Annotated in this window: 19 protein-coding genes; 14 read left to right on the plus strand and 5 right to left on the minus strand. The window is 70.5% G+C overall.

Going from position 1 to position 20,698, the window contains the following annotated elements; genetic code table 11:
• The 8 genes from AAG689_RS22605 (at position 1) to AAG689_RS22640 (ending at position 8,516) form a co-directional block, all read left to right on the plus strand.
• Positions 1-990: a two-component system response regulator gene (locus AAG689_RS22605; protein WP_406623872.1), complete on the plus strand. Its 990-nt coding sequence runs from the start codon at positions 1-3 to the stop codon at positions 988-990.
• A 127-nt stretch (positions 991-1,117) separates the two neighbouring features.
• Positions 1,118-1,744 carry an IPTL-CTERM sorting domain-containing protein gene (locus AAG689_RS22610; protein WP_406623873.1) on the plus strand — a complete coding sequence of 209 codons (627 nt, stop codon included), beginning with the start codon at positions 1,118-1,120 and terminating at the stop codon, positions 1,742-1,744.
• A gap of 37 nt (positions 1,745-1,781) precedes the next feature.
• Entirely contained in the window at positions 1,782-2,828 is a 1,047-nt protein-coding gene (locus AAG689_RS22615; RefSeq protein WP_406623874.1) for a collagen-like protein, read from the plus strand.
• 51 nt (positions 2,829-2,879) lie between these two features.
• Positions 2,880-4,781 carry a glycosyltransferase gene (locus AAG689_RS22620; protein WP_406623875.1) on the plus strand — a complete coding sequence of 634 codons (1,902 nt, stop codon included), beginning with the start codon at positions 2,880-2,882 and terminating at the stop codon, positions 4,779-4,781.
• Between the two features lie 41 nt (positions 4,782-4,822).
• Entirely contained in the window at positions 4,823-6,502 is a 1,680-nt protein-coding gene (locus AAG689_RS22625; RefSeq protein WP_406623876.1) for an NAD(P)-binding protein, read from the plus strand.
• 94 nt (positions 6,503-6,596) lie between these two features.
• Positions 6,597-7,115, plus strand: coding sequence for a PadR family transcriptional regulator (locus AAG689_RS22630; protein WP_406623877.1), 519 nt, complete (start codon positions 6,597-6,599; stop codon positions 7,113-7,115).
• A gap of 14 nt (positions 7,116-7,129) precedes the next feature.
• Positions 7,130-7,957, plus strand: coding sequence for a siderophore-interacting protein (locus AAG689_RS22635; RefSeq protein ID WP_406623878.1), 828 nt, complete (start codon positions 7,130-7,132; stop codon positions 7,955-7,957).
• An 82-nt stretch (positions 7,958-8,039) separates the two neighbouring features.
• Complete coding sequence (locus AAG689_RS22640; RefSeq protein WP_406623879.1) at positions 8,040-8,516, plus strand: hypothetical protein; 477 nt, start codon at positions 8,040-8,042, stop codon at positions 8,514-8,516.
• Here AAG689_RS22640 and AAG689_RS22645 read toward each other — a convergent pair.
• Positions 8,513-9,421, minus strand: coding sequence for a LysR family transcriptional regulator (locus AAG689_RS22645; protein WP_406623880.1), 909 nt, complete (start codon positions 9,419-9,421; stop codon positions 8,513-8,515). The genes AAG689_RS22640 and AAG689_RS22645 overlap by 4 nt on opposite strands.
• 65 nt (positions 9,422-9,486) lie before the next feature.
• On the opposite strand from AAG689_RS22645, the gene AAG689_RS22650 reads away from it, so the two are divergent.
• Together AAG689_RS22650 and AAG689_RS22655 are read left to right on the plus strand one after the other, a co-directional pair.
• Entirely contained in the window at positions 9,487-10,374 is an 888-nt protein-coding gene (locus AAG689_RS22650; RefSeq protein ID WP_406623881.1) for a DMT family transporter, read from the plus strand.
• Between the two features lie 10 nt (positions 10,375-10,384).
• Positions 10,385-11,497, plus strand: a complete 1,113-nt coding sequence (locus AAG689_RS22655; protein WP_406623882.1) for an MBL fold metallo-hydrolase — start codon at positions 10,385-10,387, stop codon at positions 11,495-11,497.
• Positions 11,498-11,510: 13 nt separating this feature from the next.
• Here the strand turns inward: AAG689_RS22655 and ggt are convergent, their stop codons facing one another.
• Positions 11,511-13,133 carry a gamma-glutamyltransferase gene (ggt, locus tag AAG689_RS22660; protein ID WP_406623883.1) on the minus strand — a complete coding sequence of 541 codons (1,623 nt, stop codon included), beginning with the start codon at positions 13,131-13,133 and terminating at the stop codon, positions 11,511-11,513.
• Positions 13,134-13,144: 11 nt separating this feature from the next.
• Positions 13,145-14,128 carry a Bug family tripartite tricarboxylate transporter substrate binding protein gene (locus AAG689_RS22665; protein WP_406623884.1) on the minus strand — a complete coding sequence of 328 codons (984 nt, stop codon included), beginning with the start codon at positions 14,126-14,128 and terminating at the stop codon, positions 13,145-13,147.
• A 105-nt stretch (positions 14,129-14,233) separates the two neighbouring features.
• On the opposite strand from AAG689_RS22665, the gene AAG689_RS22670 reads away from it, so the two are divergent.
• Positions 14,234-15,172, plus strand: coding sequence for a LysR family transcriptional regulator (locus AAG689_RS22670; protein ID WP_406623885.1), 939 nt, complete (start codon positions 14,234-14,236; stop codon positions 15,170-15,172).
• Here AAG689_RS22670 and AAG689_RS22675 read toward each other — a convergent pair.
• On the minus strand, positions 15,169-16,380 hold the full coding sequence (locus tag AAG689_RS22675) for a CaiB/BaiF CoA transferase family protein (RefSeq protein WP_406623886.1): 1,212 nt from the start codon (positions 16,378-16,380) through the stop codon (positions 15,169-15,171). The two genes, AAG689_RS22670 and AAG689_RS22675, sit on opposite strands and share 4 nt — an antisense overlap.
• 159 nt (positions 16,381-16,539) lie before the next feature.
• On the opposite strand from AAG689_RS22675, the gene AAG689_RS22680 reads away from it, so the two are divergent.
• Genes AAG689_RS22680 through AAG689_RS22690 form a run of 3 tightly spaced genes read left to right on the plus strand, consistent with a single transcriptional unit; the run spans position 16,540 to position 19,615 of the window.
• Positions 16,540-17,349, plus strand: coding sequence for an IclR family transcriptional regulator (locus AAG689_RS22680; protein ID WP_406623887.1), 810 nt, complete (start codon positions 16,540-16,542; stop codon positions 17,347-17,349).
• Positions 17,350-17,385: 36 nt separating this feature from the next.
• A complete protein-coding gene (locus AAG689_RS22685) occupies positions 17,386-18,369 on the plus strand; it encodes a Bug family tripartite tricarboxylate transporter substrate binding protein (RefSeq protein WP_406623888.1) in 984 nt (327 codons plus the stop codon).
• Positions 18,370-18,382: 13 nt separating this feature from the next.
• On the plus strand, positions 18,383-19,615 hold the full coding sequence (locus AAG689_RS22690; RefSeq protein WP_406623889.1) for an acyl-CoA dehydrogenase family protein: 1,233 nt from the start codon (positions 18,383-18,385) through the stop codon (positions 19,613-19,615).
• A 74-nt stretch (positions 19,616-19,689) separates the two neighbouring features.
• Here AAG689_RS22690 and AAG689_RS22695 read toward each other — a convergent pair whose 3' ends face one another.
• Positions 19,690-20,694 (minus strand): CaiB/BaiF CoA transferase family protein, encoded by a 1,005-nt coding sequence (locus AAG689_RS22695; protein ID WP_406623890.1) that lies wholly within the window; start codon positions 20,692-20,694, stop codon positions 19,690-19,692.
• Positions 20,695-20,698 lie beyond the last annotated feature (4 nt).

A 20,698-nucleotide genomic window follows, 5' to 3' on the forward strand; every position in this document is an offset into this window, starting at 1 on the left:
ATGCCCACCCAGGACCACCGCCCCCGCCTGCTGCTCGTCGACGACGAGCCCACCAACCTGCAGGTGCTGCGCCACGTGCTGCAGGACGACTACCGCCTGCTCTTCGCCACCGACGGCGCGCGCGCCCTGCAGATCGCCCGCCAGCAGCAGCCCCAGCTCATCCTGCTCGACGTGATGATGCCCGGCATGGACGGCTACGCCCTGTGCGCCGCGCTCAAGGCCGACGGCGCCACCGCCGCCATCCCCGTGATCTTCGTCACCGCGCTCACCGACACGGCCGACGAGACGCGCGGCTTCGACGCCGGCGCCGTGGACTACATCACCAAGCCCGTCAGCGCCCCCATCGTGCGTGCGCGCGTGCGCACCCACCTGTCGCTGGTGCGCACCGAGGAGCTGCGCGCCACGCGCCTGCAGATCGTGCAGCGCCTGGGCCGCGCCGCCGAATACAAGGACAACGAAACGGGCATGCACGTCATCCGCATGAGCCACTTCGCCCAGGCGCTGGCCCTCGCCCTGGGCCATGCGCCGGAATGGGCGGAAGACCTGCTCAACGCCGCGCCCATGCACGACGTGGGCAAGATCGGCATCCCCGACGCCATCCTGCGCAAGCCCGGCAAGCTCACGCCCGAGGAATGGGACGTGATGCGCCGCCACCCCGAGATCGGTGCCGAGATCATCGGCCAGCACCCCGGCGGCGTGCTGCGCATGGCCCACACCATCGCCCTGGCGCACCACGAGAAATGGGACGGCAGCGGCTACCCGCACGGCCTGGCGGGCGAGGCCATCCCCGTGGAGGCGCGCATCGTGGCCCTGGCCGACGTGTTCGACGCTCTCACCGCGCGCCGCCCCTACAAGGAGCCCTGGACCACCGAGGCCACCGTGGAGCACCTGCGCGCGCAGTCCGGCCGGCACTTCGACCCGGCCATGGTCGAGGTCTTCATCGCACAGTTGCCTGCGCTCGTCGCCATCAAGGAGCAATGGCCGGACTGACACATTTTTTTATCTATGCAAGCCTGCTGGTCATAGAATGAACGAATCCTCACAGGGATTCACAATGCGTTGCATGTACACAACAAGAACGTTTGCCATGGCGGTCCTGGCGGCAATGCCCGCCGCAATGGCTTTCGCCCAGGTGACGGTACCCCCGGATGCGGGGCTGCACTTCCCGACAGGCAGCGTGATGGGCATGGCGTGTACCGGCCTCGAGGTCTCGGGCGCAGTCAGCCTGGAGGCCAGCCAGGTGCAGCGAGCGGCGGGCGTGCAGATCGAACCCGGCGGCACCTTGGCCGCAGGTGCTGGCACCGTCACCGTCAGCGGCGACTGGGTCAACAACGGCACCTTCGCTGCGGGCACGGGAACCGTGATCTTCGACGATGCCTGCGCCTCCGGCCCTATTGCCCTTGCCGGTACGACAGTGTTCAACAACCTCACGCTGTCGAGCCTGAACGGGCGCAGCTTTGTCCTGCCCCAGGGCAGTCACATCACCGTCAACGGCACGCTCACGCTGCAGGGAACGCCGGCCATGCCCATCCAGCTGGCGTCCTCGGGCGGTGGCACCGCCGTGCTCAACTTGGGGCCCGGCGCTCAGGTAGTGCGCAGCAACGCCAACGTGAACGCCAACGTACAGATAGGCGCCGCCGCCGTCGCCGTGCCAACACTCTCCGAGGCCGGCCGCGCCCTTGCAGCAGCGCTCCTGGCCTTGGCAGCGGCAGCCACCTTCAGGCGACGGCACGGTCGGGTCTGAAAGCCAGTCATCCCAATTTACCAACCGAGCACTTTCCATGACTCGCAATCCTCCCGCACCTTCCCGCCTGTTCATGGCCTTGTGTCTGGGCGTCTTGTCGCACGGCGCTATGGCGGCAGATGTGACCGTCGTGCCTCCTCCCGGCGGCGGCTTTGCGGTGCGCGACCCCGGCGACAGCGCCAACCGCCTGCGCGTTGACGGCAACGGCGTGGTCTTCATCCCCGGCCTGGGCGGCGCCACGCAGCAGGGCACGGCCACCTGCTTCGACGGCCCCAGTGGCCAGTTGGGCCCCTGCAGCGCAGGCGCGCTGGGCGTGACCGGCGCCACCGGCCCCAGCGGGGCGACCGGCCCCATCGGCCCCACGGGGCCGCAGGGCGTGCAAGGCACCCAGGGGTTGCAGGGCACACCAGGCATCCAGGGCCCCACCGGGATGGTCGGGCCCACGGGCTTGACCGGCCCTACCGGCCCCACCGGGCCGACAGGCCCGCAGGGCGCGGGCATGCTGGCGGGCGCGGGCGCGCCGGACAACGCCACGGGCCAGGACGGCGACTTCTACTTCGACAGCAATGCCAAGTCCGTGTACGGCCCCAAGGCGTCGGGCGCGTGGCCAGGCTCCGGCGTCAGCCTGCTGGGGCCCACCGGCGCGACGGGAGACGCCGGGCCCACAGGCCCCACCGGGCCGCAAGGGGCGCAGGGCGATGCGGGTGCCGTCGGCATGCAAGGGGCGACGGGCCCCACGGGAATGACCGGACCGACCGGCCCCACCGGGCCGACGGGACCCACGGGGCCGACCGGGCCGACGGGCCCCACCGGACCGATAGGCAGCCTGGGAACGATCACTTTCCAGAAAACGGAAACCAACAGTTCCGTTGCGTTGGAGACGGACCTGGAACTGGATGCGGTGTGCACGGGGGGCAGTAAGCTGATCAGCGGCGGCTGCTCTTCCACGAATAAATCCGCCGGCGTCTTCTGGTACGACCACTATCCGGTCAATACAACGACCTACCGGTGCGTCGCGTGGCTGGATAGCACTTTTCCCAGGACGACGGAGAAGATCGCGGCGCATGCGATCTGCGCCCAATAGGCCCGCTTTCAGCAGCGCCGCCGCGCCGCCAGCGTGAGAGCGCCTCGCGCCGTGATCTGCCTGAACATGATCGTCAAGGACGAGGCGGGCGTTATCGAACGCTGCCTCGCCTCGGTCAAGCCCTTCGTCACCCACTGGGCCATCGTGGACACCGGCTCCACCGACGGCACGCAGGACATCATCCGCCGCTGCATGGCGGACGTGCCCGGCGCGCTGCACGAACGCCCTTGGCGCGACTTCGGCCACAACCGCAGCGAGGCGCTGGACCTGGCCCGCGCGCAGGGCGGCGGCTACGTGCTGGTGATGGACGCGGACAACATCTTCCACGCGCCGCCGGGCTGGGCCTGGCCGCCGTTGCAGGCCCCGGCCTATACGCTGCAGCTGGACAGCGACGGCACGCGCTACCGGCAGTGCCTGCTGGTGTCCGCCGCGCTGCCCTGGCGCTGGGTGGGCGTGGTGCATGAATACCTGACCACCGACGTGCCCCACCACCTGGCGCCGCTGGACGGCCCCTGGGTGGAGCGCCGCCACGAGGGCGCGCGCAGCCGCGACCCGCTGACCTTCCGCAAGGACGCCGCGCTGCTGGAGCAGGCCCTGCGCGACGAGCCCGGCAACGCGCGCACGGCCTTCTACCTGGCCCAAAGCTGGCGCGACGCGGGCGAGCCGGAGAAGGCGCGCCAAGCCTATCTGTCGCGTGCGCGCATGGGCGGGTGGGACGAGGAGGTGTGGTTCGCGCTGTACCAGGCGGCGGTGCTGGCCGACGGGCTGCAGCGGCCTGACACCGAGGTGCGCGGCGCCTACCTGGCCGCCTACCAGCACCGGCCCGCGCGCGCCGAGCCGCTGGTGGCCCTGGCCCGCTGGCATGGGCGGCGCCAGCAGTGGGCCATGGCCCAGCTGTACGCCCGCGCGGCCCTGGGCCTGCCCCGGCCGGCGGACATCCTCTTCATGGACGAAGGCATGTACCGCTGGGGCGCCGTGGACGAATCGGCCATCGCCGCCTACTGGCTGGGCCAGCCGTTGGAGAGCTTTCGTCTGTGCATGCAACTGCTGGACGACGACTTGCTGCCCGAGTCCGAGCGTCCGCGTGTGGAGGCCAACCGTGATTTCGCTGCACCGGCGATGGCCGCGCACACCGCACAGTACCCGCAGGCCGTCGTCCAGCGGCTGCTGGAACGCAAGGGTACGGGCGAGGGCGACACCACGCTCACCATCACCACCTGCAAGCGGCTCGACCTGTTCGAGCGCACGGTGAACTCGTTCCTGAACTGCTGCGAAGACCTGCACCGCATACGGCGCTTCGTGTGCGTGGACGACAACTCCAGCGAAAGCGACCGTGAGCGCATGCGGCAGCGCTATCCGTTCTTCGATTTCATCCTCAAAGATCCGCAGGACAAGGGCCACGCGCGCAGCATGAACCTGCTGCGCACCGAAGTGCACACTTCGTACTGGCTGCATCTGGAAGACGATTGGGAGTTCCTGGCCGCCTTGCCTTATGTGGGCCGGGCTGTTGGCATTTTGCAGGCCGAACCTGGCTTGGCCCAGGTGGTTTTCAATCGCAACTATGCCGAGACCCTGCCGGACCGCGCACTGGCGGGGGGCCTGCTGCGTCGGCACCTGGCCACGGGTCGGCGCTACGTGCTGCACGAGCATGTGCCATCCGAGGGACAGGCTGCGTTTTTTGCGCGCCAGCCGCAAGGCGCGCGCAGCAACATGTGGTGGCCGCACTTCTCGCTGCAACCTTCGGTGATGGATGCGCGCAAACTGCTCGCGCTGGGGGAGTTCGACGAGGGCGGAGGCCACTTCGAACAGGCATTCGCTAGACGGTTCATGGCGGCGGGCCATGGCACGGCATTCTTCGATCTGGTCGTATGCCAACATATCGGGCGCCTGATTTCCGAGCGAGGAAATGGCAAGCCCAATGCATATGAACTCAACGATGTGCAGCAGTTCTGAGGAACGGCCTGCCGTCTGCCCTTTCTTTTCCTGAGCGGCCCATGCAGCGGCGCGGTTTTCTGCTGGCATCCCTGGGGCTTGCGGCCTGTGCTCCGACGAGGCATGCCCTCGATGGCGGCTTTACCGGCATCCACATCGAACGCGGCCATGCCCTGCGTGAGCGACTGCGCGCAGGCACTCTGCCGGCGCCCGATGTCATACGCCGCACGCAGGTGGTGATTGCCGGTGGCGGCGTGGCCGGCCTGGCCGCGGCGCGGGCGCTGCGTCTGGCCGGTGTGGAGGACTTCCAGCTCCTGGAGCTGGAGGACGCGCCCGGCGGCAACAGCCGCGCCGGCAGCGTGCGGGGCGTCGCCTGCCCGCTGGGCGCGCACTACCTGCCCGTGCCTGGCGAGCAGGCCAGCGAGGTGCAGGACCTGCTGGAGGAACTGGGGCTGCGCCAGCGCGTGGCCGGGCGCTGGCAGTACGGGGGCGACGACGGGCGCCACCTGTGCCACAGCCCGCAGGAGCGGCTGTATTTCCAGGGCCACTGGCAGGAGGGGCTGCTGCCCGTGCAGGGCGTGGGCGAGGCCACGCTGGCGCAGTACCGGCGCTTCGCCGCGCGCGTGGCCGCGCTGTCGCGCGCAGCGCCCTTCACCATGCCGGTACTCAAAAGTTGGGTGCCAGACCGGCCTGCAGCGCCCGTCCACCAAGCGCTGGATGCTATCGATTTCGATGCCTGGCTGGCGCGCGAGGGCCTGGATGATGCACACCTGCGCTGGTACCTGGACTACTGCTGCCGCGACGATTACGGCGCGGGCACGGCGCGCGTCTCGGCCTGGGCGGGGATCCACTACTTTGCGAGCCGCCACGGCTTCCACGCGCCGGGCGAGGCGCCGGGGAGCGAGGAGCGCGAGGCCGTGCTCACCTGGCCCGAGGGCAACGGCTGGCTTGCCCGGCGCCTGGCCGCGCCGCTCGCGGGCCGCCTGCGCACCGGCACCAGCGTGCTGCGCATCGCCGAGACACGCCACGGCGTGGAGGTGGACGCCTTCGACCATGCGAACGGCCGCGTGGTGCGCTGGCAGGCCGCGCGCTGCATCGTGGCGCTGCCCGCGTTCATCGCCGCGCGCGTGGTGCAACCCGCGCCCGCCTTCGTGCACGAGGCTGCGCGCCGCCTGCAGTGGGCGCCCTGGCTGGTGGCCAACCTCCACATCGGCGCGCCCCTGGCAGACCGCGAGGGCGCGGCCCCCGCGTGGGACAACGTGCTCTACGCGGACCCCACCCCCGGCGGCCTGGGCTATGTAGATGCGGGCCACCAGCGGCTGGACCCCGGCGCGCTGCTCGCCGGGCCCACCGTGCTCACCTACTACCAGGCGCTGGGCGACGTGCCGCAGGCCCGCCAGGCGCTGGCCGAGCGGCCCTGGACGCACTGGCGCGACGCCATCCTGGCCGCGCTGGCCGTGCCCCACCCCGACGTGGCCGGCCGCGCCACGCGCATGGAGATCACGCGCTACGGCCACGCCATGGCCATCCCCGTGCCGGGCACGCTCGGGTTCTTGAGCCAAATCGGCCTCCAGCGCTTGCCTGACAAGCGCTGGCAGCTATCGAATGGAGAGCGTGTGCCGCTGCTGCCCACGCCTGGCACCCAGCGCCTGCTGTTTGCGCATGCCGACTGGTCGGGCTATTCGGTGTTCGAGGAGGCGTTTACGCGTGGACATGCGGCGGGGCTGGCGGCGGCGGGGTAGCAACCACGGCGCCCATGGGGGCTTTGGGCGGATGCCCGCCGCCAGCGGCAATTTAGATATATCGTAAATAAAAAGATATATCGAAATGAATGCCATGAAAGACCCTGAATTTCTCGACCTGCGCACCGGCCATCCGGCCACGCGGCGCGGCGGGCGCGTGTTCGGCCACGGCGGGCTGCGCCTCGTGCTGCTGCAGCTCATCGCCGACAAGCCGCGCCACGGTTACGAACTCATCAAGGCCATCGAAGAGCGGCTGGGCGGCAGCTACAGCCCCAGCCCCGGCGTGGTCTACCCCACGCTCACGCTGCTGGAGGAGATGGGCCACGTCACCGTGACCGCCGGCGAGGGCGGGCGCAAGCGGCACACCATCACCGCCGCCGGGCTGGAGCACCTGCAGGCCCACCGCGCCGAGGTGGACGAACTGCTGGCCCGCATGGACAGCGGCGCCGCCGTGCATGCCCACGGCGCGCGCCCTGCGCCCGTGGAGCGTGCCGTGCACAACCTGCGCCAGGCGCTGCACATGCGCCTGGCCCGCGAGCCGATGGGCGACGCCCAGGCCCATGCCATCGCCGACGTGCTCGACGCCGCGGCCCGGCACATAGAACGCCTCTGAAAGAAAGGACAACCATGAACACCACCGACGAACGGATGGCCGCCCGTGCCCTGCAGCGCGTGCGCCACGAGTTGCGCCTGCGCACGCTCACCGTGCAGCGCGCCGAGCGCATCACGCCGCATTGCGTGCGCGTCACTCTCGAGAGTGACGAACTGGAGGGCTTCCACAGCCCCGGCTTCGACGACCACGTGAAGCTCATCCTGCCCGATCCCGCCACGGGTGCGCTGCAGTTGCCGGACTTCGGCACGCAGGGCCAGCCGGACCCGGACGCGCCGCGCCCGCCCATGCGCGACTACACGCCGCGCCACCACGACGCGGCCGCGCGCACGCTGGCCATCGACTTCGCGCTGCACGACGCCGGCCCCGCCACCGCCTGGGCGCTGCAGGCCGCGCCGGGCCAGCGCATCGGCGTGGGCGGGCCGCGCGGCTCGCTGCTGGTGCCGCTGGCGTTCGACGGTTACGTGCTCGTCGGCGACGAAACGGCCCTGCCCGCCATCGCGCGCCGCCTGGGCGAGCTGCCGGCGGGCACACCCGCGCTCGCGCTCATCGAGGCGGACGGCCCGGCCGACGAGCAGCCCCTGCCCACGGCGGCCGATGCGCGCATCCACTGGGTGCACCGCAGCGGCGCCGCGCCGGGCGATGCGGGGCCGCTGCTGGCCGCGCTGCGCGCGCAGGCGCTGCCCGCGGGCGACGTGCACGCCTGGGTCGCCTGCGAAACCGGCGTCGCCAAGGCGCTGCGTGCGCACCTCGTGGGCGAGCGCGGCGTGCATCCCAAGTGGGTGAAGGCCTCGGGCTACTGGCGGCGCGGCAGCGCGGCCACGCACGATACCGTCGAGGATTGATACCAGCCAAATCGGCCTTCAGCGCTTATCTGGCAAGCGCAAGCAGCTACAAAATGAGTAGCTATCGGCGCCAGGCGGGCGGGTGGCAGAATCGGACCCGCGATGTCCACGAGCAACCCCCGCCTATTTCGAACGCCAGCACGAGCGGCTGGATGCGCTGCTGCACGCCCACCTGCTGGACATCGTGGGCGCGGATTTCGGCGCCGCGCTGGAGCACCTGCGCCGCTGGCGCCAGGAACTGGCCCAGCACATCGAGATCGAGAACACCCGCCTGCTGCCCCACGTGCCCGAGGGCGCCCGCTGGGCGCCGCGCGTCTACCTGCTGGAGCACGAGCGCATCGCCCTGTTGGCCGACGAGCACCTGCAGCGCGTGCAGGCGGCGGCGCGCCAGCCGCTGCAGGGCGAGACGGAGCGCCGCCGCGCGGTGCTGGCGCTGCTGGACGGCGCGCACGCGCTGCGCCACGTGCTGGAGCACCACCACGAGCGCGAGCACATGGCGCTGGCCCATGAGCTGCCGCTGGACGTGCAGCGCGCCGCCTGGGAAGGCGTACCCGGCTAAGCCAACTTCTCTGCCAGGTGGTCGATCCACGCCCGCATGCGCGCGGGCAGGAAGCGGCCCGGCGGGTACAGCAGCCATGCCGTGCCCGAATAGTCCGTGTCGTGCCGCCATTCGGCCAGCACGCGCACCAGCGCGCCGCTGGCAATCTGCGCCTGCGCGGTGAAGGCGGGCAGGCTCGCCAGGCCCAGGCCCGCCAGGGCCGCGTCGCGCCGGTTCTCGCTGTGGTTGTCCCGGTAGCGCCCGCGCACCGCCACCGCAACCTGCTGTGCGCCGCGCGCGAAGCGCCAGCGCAGCCCGCCCGGGCCCTCGCCCAGGGGTATGCAGTCATGCGCGGCCAGGTCCTGCGGGTGCGCGGGCGTGCCGCGCCGCGCGAGGTAGGCGGGGCTGGCGCAAACGAGGTGCTCCACCGCCTCCAGCGGGCGGCCCGCCAGGCCGGGCGGCGGTACGTCGGTGATGCGCACGGCCAGGTCGATGTCCTCGGCGAACAGGTCCACCGCGCGGTCGGTGGTGACGAGCTGCACGTCCACCTGCGGGTGCGCGGCGAGGAACGGTGCGACCAGCGGGTGGATGCGCTGGCGCCCGTAGGCCTTGGGCACGGCCATGCGCACGAGCCCGCTGGGCGCGGCCGTGTGCCGGTCAGCCAACTGCATCACCTCGCGCGCGGACGCTTCCAGCGCCTGGCAGCGCGCGAAGGCCGCCTGGCCGGCCTCGGTGAGCCGCAGCTTGCGCGTGGTGCGCTCCAGCAGGCGCACGCGCAGCAGCCCTTCCAGCCGCGCTACCTGCCGGCTCACCGCCGAGGGCGTCAGGCCCAGCCCGCGGGCCGCGCCCGAGAAGCTGCCGGCCTCCACCACGCGCGCGAAGATGGCCATGTCGGCCAGGCTGTCGAGGACTGCATTCGTGCGCATAGGGAACAGGTCTTGTGTAAGCAGTCTGGATTATCAATTGCAGGGCGCAAATCTACGATGCCTGCATGACCGCGCTCACCCATGCCCCTCCTGCGCTGCTGCCGCGCCTGTCCGACGCCGCCCTGCTGCTCGTCGCCATCGCCTGGGGCACCAGCTACGGCGTGGCCAAGGGTGCGCTGGCGTTCTACCCGGTGCTGGGCTTCCTGGCCGTGCGCTTTTTACTCACTGCCGTGCTGCTGGCGCCGGCCTGCGTGCGCGCCACGCCCGCGCAGCGGCGCGATGCATGGCGCGCGGGGCTGCCGCTGGGAGGGCTGCTCCTGGCGATCTTCGTCTGCGAGACCTACGGCGTGGCGCACACGCAAGCCAGCAATGCGGCTTTCCTCATCAGCCTGTGCGTGGTGTTCACGCCGTTCGCCGAATGGGCGCTGCTGGGCCGGCGCCCCGCCGCGCGCCTGTTCGGCTTCGCCGCCGTCTCGCTGCTGGGCGCCGCGCTGCTCGCAGGCGGCTGGCGCCTGCAATGGGGCCTGGGCGATGCGCTGATGCTGGCCGCCGCCGTGCTGCGCGCCGTCACCGTGTGCGCCACCAGCCTGCTGGCGCGCCGCCACGCGCAGGCGCCCATGCTGCTGCTCACGGCCGTGCAATCGGCCGTGGTGGGTGCGGGCTGCCTGCTGGCGGCGCTGGCGCTCGGCGGCCTGCCGCCGCTGCCGCGCGAGGGCACCTTCTGGGCCGCCAGCCTCTACCTCGTGCTGGGCTGCACGGTGTTCGCCTTCTTCGCGCAGAACTGGGCGCTCAAGCACAGCGCGCCCAGCCGCGTGGGGCTGCTCACGGGCACGGAGCCCGCCTGGGGCGCGCTTTTCGCCGTGGCCTGGCTGGGCGAGCGCCTCAGCGCCGGGGCGTGGGCGGGCGGCGCGCTGATCGTGGGGGCGGCGCTGTGGACATTGCGGGCGCGCTAGCATCGTCCGCATGAAAACCTTCGGCCAGCGCGCCACGGGCCTGCGCCTGGAGCGCATGCAGGATTCGCCGCTGTGGGCGGACGGCGTGTTCCGCAACATCCACCCCGTCCTGCCCGGCCTGCGCGACCGGCAGGCGCCGCGCCCCGCGCTGCGCGACATCCTCCTGCCCGGCGGCAGGCGCCTGCCGGGCGCACCGCTCCCTTCGATGGACCCGCTGGACACCTGGCGCCGCGCACCGGGCTCGGGCCTGCGGGCCACCTGGCTCGGGCATTCCACGGTGCTCATTGAGATCGACGGCCTGCGCGTGCTCACCGACCCCGTGTGGGGCCCGCGCGCATCGCCCTCGCGGTTCATGGGGCCCAAGCGCTTCCAGCCCGTGCCCGTGCGGCTGGCCGCCATGCCGCCGGTGGACCTGGTGCTGGTCTCGCACGACCACTACGACCACCTGGACTACCCCACGATCCGCGCGCTGGCGAAGCAGAACGTGCCCTTCGTCACCCCGCTGGGCGTGGGCGCGCATCTGGAAGCCTGGGGCGTGCCCGCCGCGCGCATCACCGAGCTGGACTGGTGGCAGAGCTACAACCTGCCGCAGGCCGATCTCACGGTGCACGCGGCGCCGTCGCAGCATTTCTCGGGCCGGGGCTTCAAGGATCGCAACGCCACGCTGTGGGCGTCGCTGGTCATCGAGACGCCGCGCCACCGCGTGTTCTTCAGCGGCGACACGGGCCTGACCACCGAATACGCCGCGATCCGCGAACGCTTCGGCCCGTTCGACCTGGTGATGCTGGAGGTGGGCGCCTTCCACCCGACCTGGGGCGACATCCACCTGGGCCCCGCCAACGCGCTCAAGGCGCTGGATCTGCTGGGCGGCGGCGCTTTCCTGCCGGTGCACTGGGGTACGTTCAGCCTCGCGGTGCACGACTGGGATGAGCCGGCCGAGACGCTGCTGCAGCTCGCGCCCGGGCACGGCGCGCAGCTGCTGATGCCGCGCCTGGGCGAGCCCGTGGAACCGTCGCACGGCCCGCGTGCGCAGCCCTGGTGGCGCGGCATCGGGCAGGGCGCACCCGCACCCGCACCCGCCGGGCCGGTGCCCGATGCAACGCTGCCGGGGCCGCTCGACTGAGCGGCGGCCCGCGTCAGTCCAGGCGCAGCCTGTAGGCCACCCCGTCGCGCCCCGGGTCGGCGCCGCCGTGCAGTCCGTCGGCCTGCACCTGCACGCCATGCACCCAGGCGATGGTGTAGTTGTACGGGTTGCGGTTGACCTTGTAGCCCTGGGTTTCCAGCGCGCGTGTGGTGTGGCGCGGGATGCGGTTGCACACGTCGATGGCGTTGCTGGTGGACGAGAAGCGCGGCGCGCTCACAGCGGCCTGCATCTCCATGCCGTGGTCGATCACGTTGAGCAGCGCCTGCAGCACGCCCATGGCGATCTGCGTGCCGCCGGGTGCGCCCAGCACTACGTCGAGCCGGCCGTCCTTGAACGTGATCGTGGGGCAGGAGGCGGTGAAGCGGCTCTTGCCCGGCCGGATGCTGCCTGCGCGGCCCGGGCGCGGGTCGAACACGCCCATGCAGCCGTTGTAGAGAAAGCCCATGCCCGGCGTGATGACGCCCGAGGGCATGGCGAGCGAGTGGGTCAGCGAAACGCAATTGCCATCCCCATCCACCACGGCGAGGTGCGTGGTGTCGCGCGGCACGGGCGCGCCGGGATTCACGCGCTCCACGCTGAAGCGCTGGCCCGCGCGGATCTGCGCGGCGGCCTCGCGGGCCAGGTCCTTCGACAGGAGCTGGCCGAGCGGCACGTCGAAGAAGCGCGGGTCGCCGATGTGGCGGTCCTTGTCCGACGTGGCCTTCTTCATCGCCTCGCAGACGATGCGCAGGTACTCGGGGCTGTTGTGCTCCATCGCGCCCAGATCGAAGTTCTCCAGAATGTTGAGCATCTCCAGCAGCATCGCACCGCCACCCGGGGGCTGGTTGGTGGTGATGGTGCGGTCGCGGTAGCTGCCCACGAGCGGGGCGTTGCGCCGCACCTCGTAGCGCGCCAGATCGTCGAGCGTGACGAGCGCGCCCAGCGACTGCAGGTGCGCCACCATCTCGCGCGCCAGGTCGCCCTGGTAGAAGGGGTGCGAGCCCTCTTCGGCGATCCGGCGTAGCACGCGCGCCATGCCTTCGTTGCGCAGCGGCGTGCCGATAGCCTTCGGGCGGCCGTCCGGGCGGCAGTAGAGCGCGCGGCCCTCCTCGCTGTACTGCAGGCGCTCCAGGTTGCCGACGCGGCCCGAGGTGGGCTCGTCGATCCAGAAGGAGTGCATGCCGGGGCGCACGAAGAAACCGTCCTGCGCCCAGCGGATTGCCGGCTCCACCACCTGCTTCCACGGCAGGCGGCCGTGGGCCTGGTGCATGGCCTCCAGCCCCTTGAGCGTGGCGGGCGTGGCGATGGACTGCGGGCCGATGTCGTTCACGCGGCCCTTGAGGATGAAGCCGAAGCCGTCGGGCGTCTCGCCTTCGAGCAGGTCTTGCCACATGTCCTCGCGCGCGGCCAGCGGCGCGGGCGAGTGGAAGTCGAAGTATTCGTGCACGCCCGCGCCGGGCAGGTAGACGGCCGCGGTGCCGAAGCCCGCGATGCCGCACATCAGCGGATCCACCACCGTCTGCGCGAGCGCGGTGGCCACGGCGGCGTCCACCGCGTTGCCGCCCGCACGCAGGATGTCGATGCCCGACTCGGCCGCTTCGGGCTGCGGGCAGACCACCATGGCTTCTTTCTTCATGGCGTGCGGGCTCACTTGCTGCTCAGGTCGAGCTTTTCCAGCGTCGGGCCCCAGGCCTTGGTGTCGCGCGCCGTGGTTTCCATGACCAGCGACGCGGGGCCCGAGACCGGCATCACGCCCATGGTGCGCAGCTTGGCCTGCACTTCGGGGCTCTTGTGGAAAGCCTCGGTGGCCTTGTTGAGCTTGTCGACGATGGCCGCGGGCGTGCCCGCGCGCGCCACGATGCCGCTCCAGCCCATGTTGTCGAAGCCCTTCACGCCCAGCTCGCTGGCGGTGGGCACGTCGGGCAACTCGGGCGTGCGCTGGGGCGAGAGCACGGCCAGCGCGTTGAGCTTGCCGCTCTTGATGTGCGGCAGCGCCGTGCCGTAGACGGGTGCCATCACTTCCACCTGCCCGCCGATGGTGGCCATGACGCCGTCGGCCTCGCCCTTGTAGGGGATGTGCGTCATCGAGATGCCCAGCGTGCTGGACAGCAGCTCCACCGCCAGGTGCGTGGAATTGCCCAGGCCCGCCGAGGCGAAGTTGAGCTTGCCTGGCGCGGCCTTGGCGCGCTCGGTCAGCTGCTTGAGGGTCTTGATGCCCGTGGCCGGGTTGGTCGAGAGCACGAAGGGCACCGTGGTCAGCATGGCCACGCCCGTGAAGTCCTTCTCGGGGTCGTAGGGCAGCGGCTTGTAGGTGAAGCGGTTGAGCACCATCAGCGACACGCTGCCGTAGAGCAGCGTGTAGCCGTCGGCAGGCTGGTTCAGCGCGTTCTGCGCGGCGATGATGCCGCCGCCGCCGGGCTTGTTCTCCACCACGATGGTGCCGCCGAGGGCCTTGCCCGCGTGCTCGGCCCACAGGCGCGCGATGGTGTCGCTGCTGCCGCCGGGCGCCTGCGAGACCACGAGGCGGATGGGGCGCTCGGGGTACGCGCCCTGCGCGTGCGCGGCGGCGGCCGTTGCGGCGATGGCCGCCGCGGCGAGGAACTGGGAAACGGTGCGGATGGCTTTGGACACGGGCTTTCTCTCTGGCTGAAGAAGGGAGGGGAACGTGTTTCATTGTCATGACGCTGCCCCGCCGCGCCTAGTGAAAAGGCAAAATGCTTCCATGAAGGTTTACTCATGATTGAAAACGGCGCGGGCATCTCCTGGGCGCGGCGGCTGAAGATCCGCCACCTCGAATCCTTCCTCGTGCTCGACGAGGCCGGCACGCTCACGCAGGCCGCCGCGCACCTGCACATGACGCAGTCGGCCATGTCGCACTGGCTGGCCGAACTGGAGAGCGTGGCCGGCACGCCGCTCGTGGTGCGCGGGCGCAAGGTGCAGCTCACGCCCGCGGGGCACCTGCTCAAGCGGCTGGCGGTCAACGTGCTGGGCGACGTCTCGCGCACCGGGCGCGAGATGAACGCCGTGGCCGCCGGGCGCGTGCCGCGCCTGAACGTGGGCAGCGTCTGGGCCGGCATCGCGGGCGGGCTGCCCGAGGCCGTGGGCGCGTTCCAGCGCGCGCATGCCGACGTGGCCGTCGCCATCCACGACGGGCCGTTCGACAACCTGCTCAAGGGCCTGGAGACGCGCGCGCTCGACGCCGTCATCGGCGTGCTCGACGCGCGTGCGCACCAGCCGGGGCTGGAGCACGAAGTGCTGTTCGACGACCACGTGGCCCTCGTCGTCGGCCAGGGCAGCAAGCACTGGGCGCGCAGCGATGCGCTGACCTTCCAGGACGCGCTGCATGAGCAATGGGTAATGCCCCCGCCCGGCACGCTCACGCGCATCCAGATGGACGCCTTCCTCATCGAGCAGGAGGCCTCCTGGCTCGTGCCGCGCGTGGAAACCGCCTCGCTCGCGATGGTGCAGGCGCTGCTGCACACGGGCGACTACGTGGGCGTGTGCTCGGAGTCGATGGCGCGCTACCAGGCGTCGCTCGGCCTTTTCCGCCAGATCCGCATCGATTCGAGCATCCGCTTTGGCCCGATCACGGTCATGTGGAACCGCGAGCACGCGACCGCCACGCTGCAGGACTTCATCGGCTGCCTCGTCGCGCATGCGCGTGCGAGGAACTAGATAACGTTCTGCGCTTTCAAGCGCCGCATGTCGCCGGCCGTCAATCCGGCTAGCGCGAAGACTTCTTCGTTATGTTCGCCCGGCGTTGGTCCGATGAACGGTACGGGCAGGGGGTGGCCGGCCACGCGCGGGACGATGCAGGGCGCCGGCAGTGGGCCGCACTCGGCATCGTGGAGGTAGACGATGGCCTCGCGCTCCTTCAGGTGTGGGTCCTGCAAGATGTCCCGCACGGTATAGACCTTGCTGAAGGGAATGCCGCCCTGCTCCAGATGGCGGGCCAGCTCTTCGAAGTCATGCGCCTGGAACCAGGCGACGAGCACCTTTTCCAGTTCGTCGACGTGCTTGACCCGCTGCGGATTGGTGCTAAAGCGCGGGTCGGTGGCCATCCCGGGCTGGCCGACGATCTGGCACAGCCGTTTGAAGATGGGATTGGACGAGGCCACCAGCGAGAAGTGGATGCCGTCGCGGCTGCGGTACATATTCGACGGCGCCGTGTAGCTCGCCTGGTTTCCCGCGGGTCCGCGGATGGTGCCCATCTGCTCGTACTCGACCGCCAGCGGGTCGAGCAGCCGCAGCAGCGCTTCCGTGGCCGACAGATCGACTTCGGTGCCCGGCATGGAGGGATCCCCGCGCAGCCGCGCCACCTCCATCGCGATGGAAAAGGCGCAGAACAGCCCGGCCACGTAGTCGCCCACCGGGTAATTGCTGTGCAGCGGCGTGCCGTCCTTTTCTCCCGTCAGGTTGGTGAAGCCGCTCATGGCCTCGAAGATGCGGGCGAAGCCGGGGCGCGCGGCGTAGGGCCCGGTCTGGCCGAAGCCGGTCAATCGGATCACGATCAGCCGTGGGTTGGCCCGCCGCAGGGTCGCCAGGTCCAGGCCCCAGCGGTCTAGCGTGCCTGTGCGGAAGTTCTCGACCAGCACGTCGAACCGGGCAATGAGCTTGAGAAACACCTCGCGCCCCTCGGGCTGCCGCACGTCCAGCGTGATGCCCCGCTTGCCCCGGTTGGCGACCTTCCACCACAGCGGCGCGCCGTCCTTGACCGGTTGCAGGGCGCGCAACGCGTCGCTGCCGTCGGGCAGTTCGAGCTTGACGACCTCGGCGCCGTGGTCCGCGCACAGCGTGGCGCCAACGGGAGCGGCCAGAACCGTCGCCATGTCGAGGATGCGCACCCCGTGCAGGGCGCCGTTGGAGGAGATGGGGGGATTCATGGGCGGCTCGGCTGCGTGGTTCATGCCGCCGCAGTCTGATGCGTTCGGGCAGAGTATGAAAGCGGCGTTTTGCTGTGCAAAACTGCATTGCCCAATTCATTGACGCCGGCATGCGGCGGCCACGAACATGGTGGCCCATCCCGCTCATCGCAACGCCCCGTGGCCTCCATCCATCTACCCGGATCCATCGATTCGCAAGACCCCAGCACCGACCGCCAGTTCGCGATGAACCTGGCGCGCGGAGTGCAGGTGCTGCGGGCGTTCTCGGCGCGCAGCGCGCTGCTGGGCAACCGCGAGCTGTCCGACATCACGGGCCTGCCCAAGGCGACCGTGTCCCGCCTGACCTACACATTGAGTTTGCTGGGGCTGCTGGAGCGCGAGCCCGCGTCGCAGAAGTTCAGGCTGACCGCGGGCGTGCTGTCGCTGGGCCATCCGCTGCTGGCGAGCATGCCGGTGCGCCAGCTGGCCCGGCCCTTGATGGTGGAGCTGGCGCAGCGGTCGGGCTGCACCGTGAATCTGGGCATGCGCGACCGCTCCAACGTGGTCTACATCGATTCGATCCGGCCCCATGACGACAACGCGCACCTGCCGGACATTGGCGCCACCTACCCGATGGTGGCGAGCGCCATCGGACGGGCGCTGATCTTCGCGACACCGCGGCAAGAGCGCACGGCGCTGCTGAACTTCCTGCGCGTGCAGGACGGCGAAACCTTTGCCAAGTACAAAAACATGCTGGAAGAGGACCGCAAGCTTTGGGAAAAGCACGGCTACTGCCACGGGCCAGGCTACTGGCGCAAGGAGGTCCATGCCGTCGCCGTGCCCATCGCCCAACGCAGCGGCGAACCCGCCCTGGCCATGAACTGCACGCTGTACGCGCACCGCAATGCTGCGGAGTACCTGCCCAAGAAGGTGGTCCCCCTGCTCAAGGACGCCGTGCGCCACCTGGAGGCAGCGCAGGGGCTGCTCTGATTCCGATTCGCCATCCGACAACACAGGGGACTTCCCATGAAACAGTACCGCCGCCGGCGCTTCACGCTGGCTCTATGCGCCTTGACTGCCCTGGGCTGCGGCGCGGCCCATGCCAGCGACGCGTTTCCGGCACGGCCGATCCGCATCATCGTGCCCTACCCGGCGGGCGGCGTGGTGGATGCGCTGGCGCGGGTCGTGGGCGAAAAGCTGTCAGGCAAGTACGGCCAGCCCGTGATCGTGGAAAACCGGCCCGGCGCGGGAGGCAACATCGGGACTGAATACGTCGCCAAATCGCCAGCCGATGGCTACGCGCTGCTGATGGTGTCGCCATCCTTTGCCGTCGCGCGGCTGTTCCAGAAGTCGATCAGCTGGGATCCGGTGCGCGACTTCAGGGGCATCGCCTGCTTCGGCGCCATTCCCAACGTGATCGTGGTGCCGCCGCAAGTGCCGGCCAGGACGTTGCCGGAATTCCTCGCGCTCACCAGGAGCGGCAAGGCGCCGCAGACCTATGCCAGCTCGGGCATCGGCACCTCGTCCTTCCTGGCGGCCGAACTGCTGGTTCAGACCGCGCACGTGCCCTTGACCCACGTGCCCTACAAGGGCCAGCCCGAGGCCACCACCGATCTGCTGGCGGGCCGCGTGGACATGATGCCCATGTCCGCCTCGCTGGCGCTGCCGCATATCCAGGCAGGCAAGCTGCGGCCACTGGCGGTGACGACCACGCAAAGGGCGCAGGCATTGCCAGACGTGCCTACCGTGGCTGAGGCGGCAAGACTGCCCGGCTACGAGGTCGCGACCTGGCTCGGGCTGCTGGCCCCGGGCAAGACGCCGCAGTCGGTGCTGGAGCGGTTGTCGGAAGACGTCGCCGCGGCGCTGGCGCTGCCCGACGTGAAGGCCAGGTTCCGTGATCTGGCCATCGAGGGCGAGCCGATGAAGGGGCCGGACTTCGACCGCTTCGTCGCCAATGATGTGGCGACGTGGACGCGTGTGGTGCAGCAAGCCGGCATTACGCCGAACTGAAGGGGCGCGCGAGATGACGACAAATGCCCATGCCGGCCGCCTCTTCGGCGATCACTTCCTGTCCAGGCTGAATGAGGAGGAGCAGGCCACGGTCGCCAACGTGCGCCGCCTGGCCCGGGACGACATCGGCCCCCGGGCCGCAGAGGTCGCGCAGAAGGACGTTTTCGCCTGGGACAATTTCCGCCTGCTGGCACGGGAGGGCGTCATCGGCACGGCCTTCCCGCGCGAATATGGCGGCACCGATGCGCGGCAGGTGCTGCGCATCCGCATCATCGAGGAGCTGGGCAGGGTGTGCAGTGCGTCGGCCTCGCTCATCACCGGTGCGGATCTGTCCTGCCGGGCCATCGTCGCAGGCGCGTCTGAGGACAACAAGGCGCGGCTGCTGCCCGGTTTGTGCCGGGGCGACATCCAGGCCGCATTCGCGCTGACGGAGCCCGGCGCGGGGTCCGACGTGCGGGGCCTGTCCGCCACGATCCGCCGCGAGGGGGACGAGTACATCATCAACGGCCGTAAGAAATTCATCACCCGTGGCACCACGGCCGATTGGTTCATGGTGGTGGGGCGCGCGGAGCATGATCCGTCGTGCTTCATCGCCGTGCTGGTGCCGCGCGATGCGGCGGGCTTCACCGTCAGCCCCGAAGTAGGCAAGCTGGGCTGGGCTGGCGTGCCGATCTCGTCGCTGCAGTTCAAGGACGTGCGGGCCAGAGTCTCCGACCGCCTTGGCACGGAAGGCGACGGTTTCGACCTCGCGCAGGACGCACTGATCCGTGCCCGCATGGGCCACGCATCGATGGCGCTGGGGCGCGCCATCGGGGCGGTGGAAATCGCGATGGCCTACATGGTCGACCGCAAGCTCTTCGGCAAGGCGCTCGGCGAGCACCAGGGGGCCCAGTGGATGGTGGCCGACATGGTTACCCAGCTTGAAGCCGCCCGCGCGCTGGTGCACCTGGCAGCCGAGAAATACGACAGCGGCGACGCCGACGCGGGCATCTTCGCCTCCATGGCGAAGCTGCAGGCTACCGACCTGGGCATGAAGGTCGTGACGGACGCGCTGCAGCTCACGGGCGGGCGCGGCTACCTGCAGGACTTTCCGCTGGAGCGTTTCTTTCGTGATGCCAAGCTCAACCAGATCGGCGAGGGTTCCAGCGAAGTGCACAAGACGGTCATCGGCCGCGATGCCATCCGCCGCGTGCGCACGCTGGAGCGGCATCCCTGCCTGCGATACGCATCGCTGGAGGATTACTGACCTGCAAGTGCGCACCGCGATGATTTCATCGGGGCAGCCTGGCGGCATGCGCGCGGTGGGCTCGGGTAGTAGTGTCAGTCCAGGAACCGGGGCGCTGGGGCGGGATGCAGGATGCCGCCCCGATCGACCAGGCTGGTCCGGGTGCGCAGATGGGGGTGGGCCGCCAGCTCGCTGAGCGACAGCACGGGCGACACGCAGGCTTCGGTGCCCTCGAACACCCGGCACCAATGCGCCCGGTCGTGCTGGGCGAAGATGCCGGCGAAGCGCTCGCGCATGCGGGTCCAGGAGGCCTGGTCGTGCTGGGGCGCGAGGGTGGGCGCATCCAGCCCCAACCCCGCGAGCAGCGCCGCGTAGAAGCGCGGCTCTATCGCGCCCACGGCCACGGCCTTGCCGTCCGCCGTGGCATAGGTGGCGTAGAACGGCGCGCCGCCATCGAACAGGTTGCGCTCCCGCGCGTCGTGCCACTGGCCTTCCTGCCAGCGGCCCAGGATGGGGGCCATGAGCGCCAGGGCACCATCGACGATGGCGGCATCGACCACGCAGCCCTTGCCGGTCGCGCGGGCCTGGACGAGCGCGGCCAGCACGCCCGACACCAGCAGCATGCCGCCGGCGCCGAAGTCGCCGATCAGGTTCAGGGGCACGGTGGGCGGCGCGTCCGCGCTGCCGATGGCATGGAGCACGCCCGTGGCGGCCAGGTAGTTGATGTCGTGCCCCACGCTCTGGGCCAGCGGCCCGCTCTGGCCCCAGCCCGTCGCGCGTCCGTAGACCAGGGACGGGTTGCGCTCCCGGCAGGTGTCGGGTCCGAGCCCCAGCCGTTCCATGACGCCAGGGCGCAGGCCTTCGAGCAGGATGTGCGCATCCTGAACGAGGTCGAGCGCGGCATCGCGGCCTTGCGGTGTCTTGAGGTCGGCGGTGGCGGTGCGTTTGCCGTGGTTCTGTATCTCGAACCGCGCGTCCCGCGGGATGCCCATGTCGGCGGCGACGGGCCGGCGCAGGCGGGTCACCTCGGCGCCCATGCCGGCGAGCAGCATGCCGGCCCAGGGCACGGGCCCGATGGATTCCATTTCCAGCACGCGCACGCCG

It is taken from the genome of Acidovorax sp. SDU_ACID1 (assembly GCF_045291395.1).
Lineage (GTDB): Bacteria > Pseudomonadota > Gammaproteobacteria > Burkholderiales > Burkholderiaceae_C > MR-S7.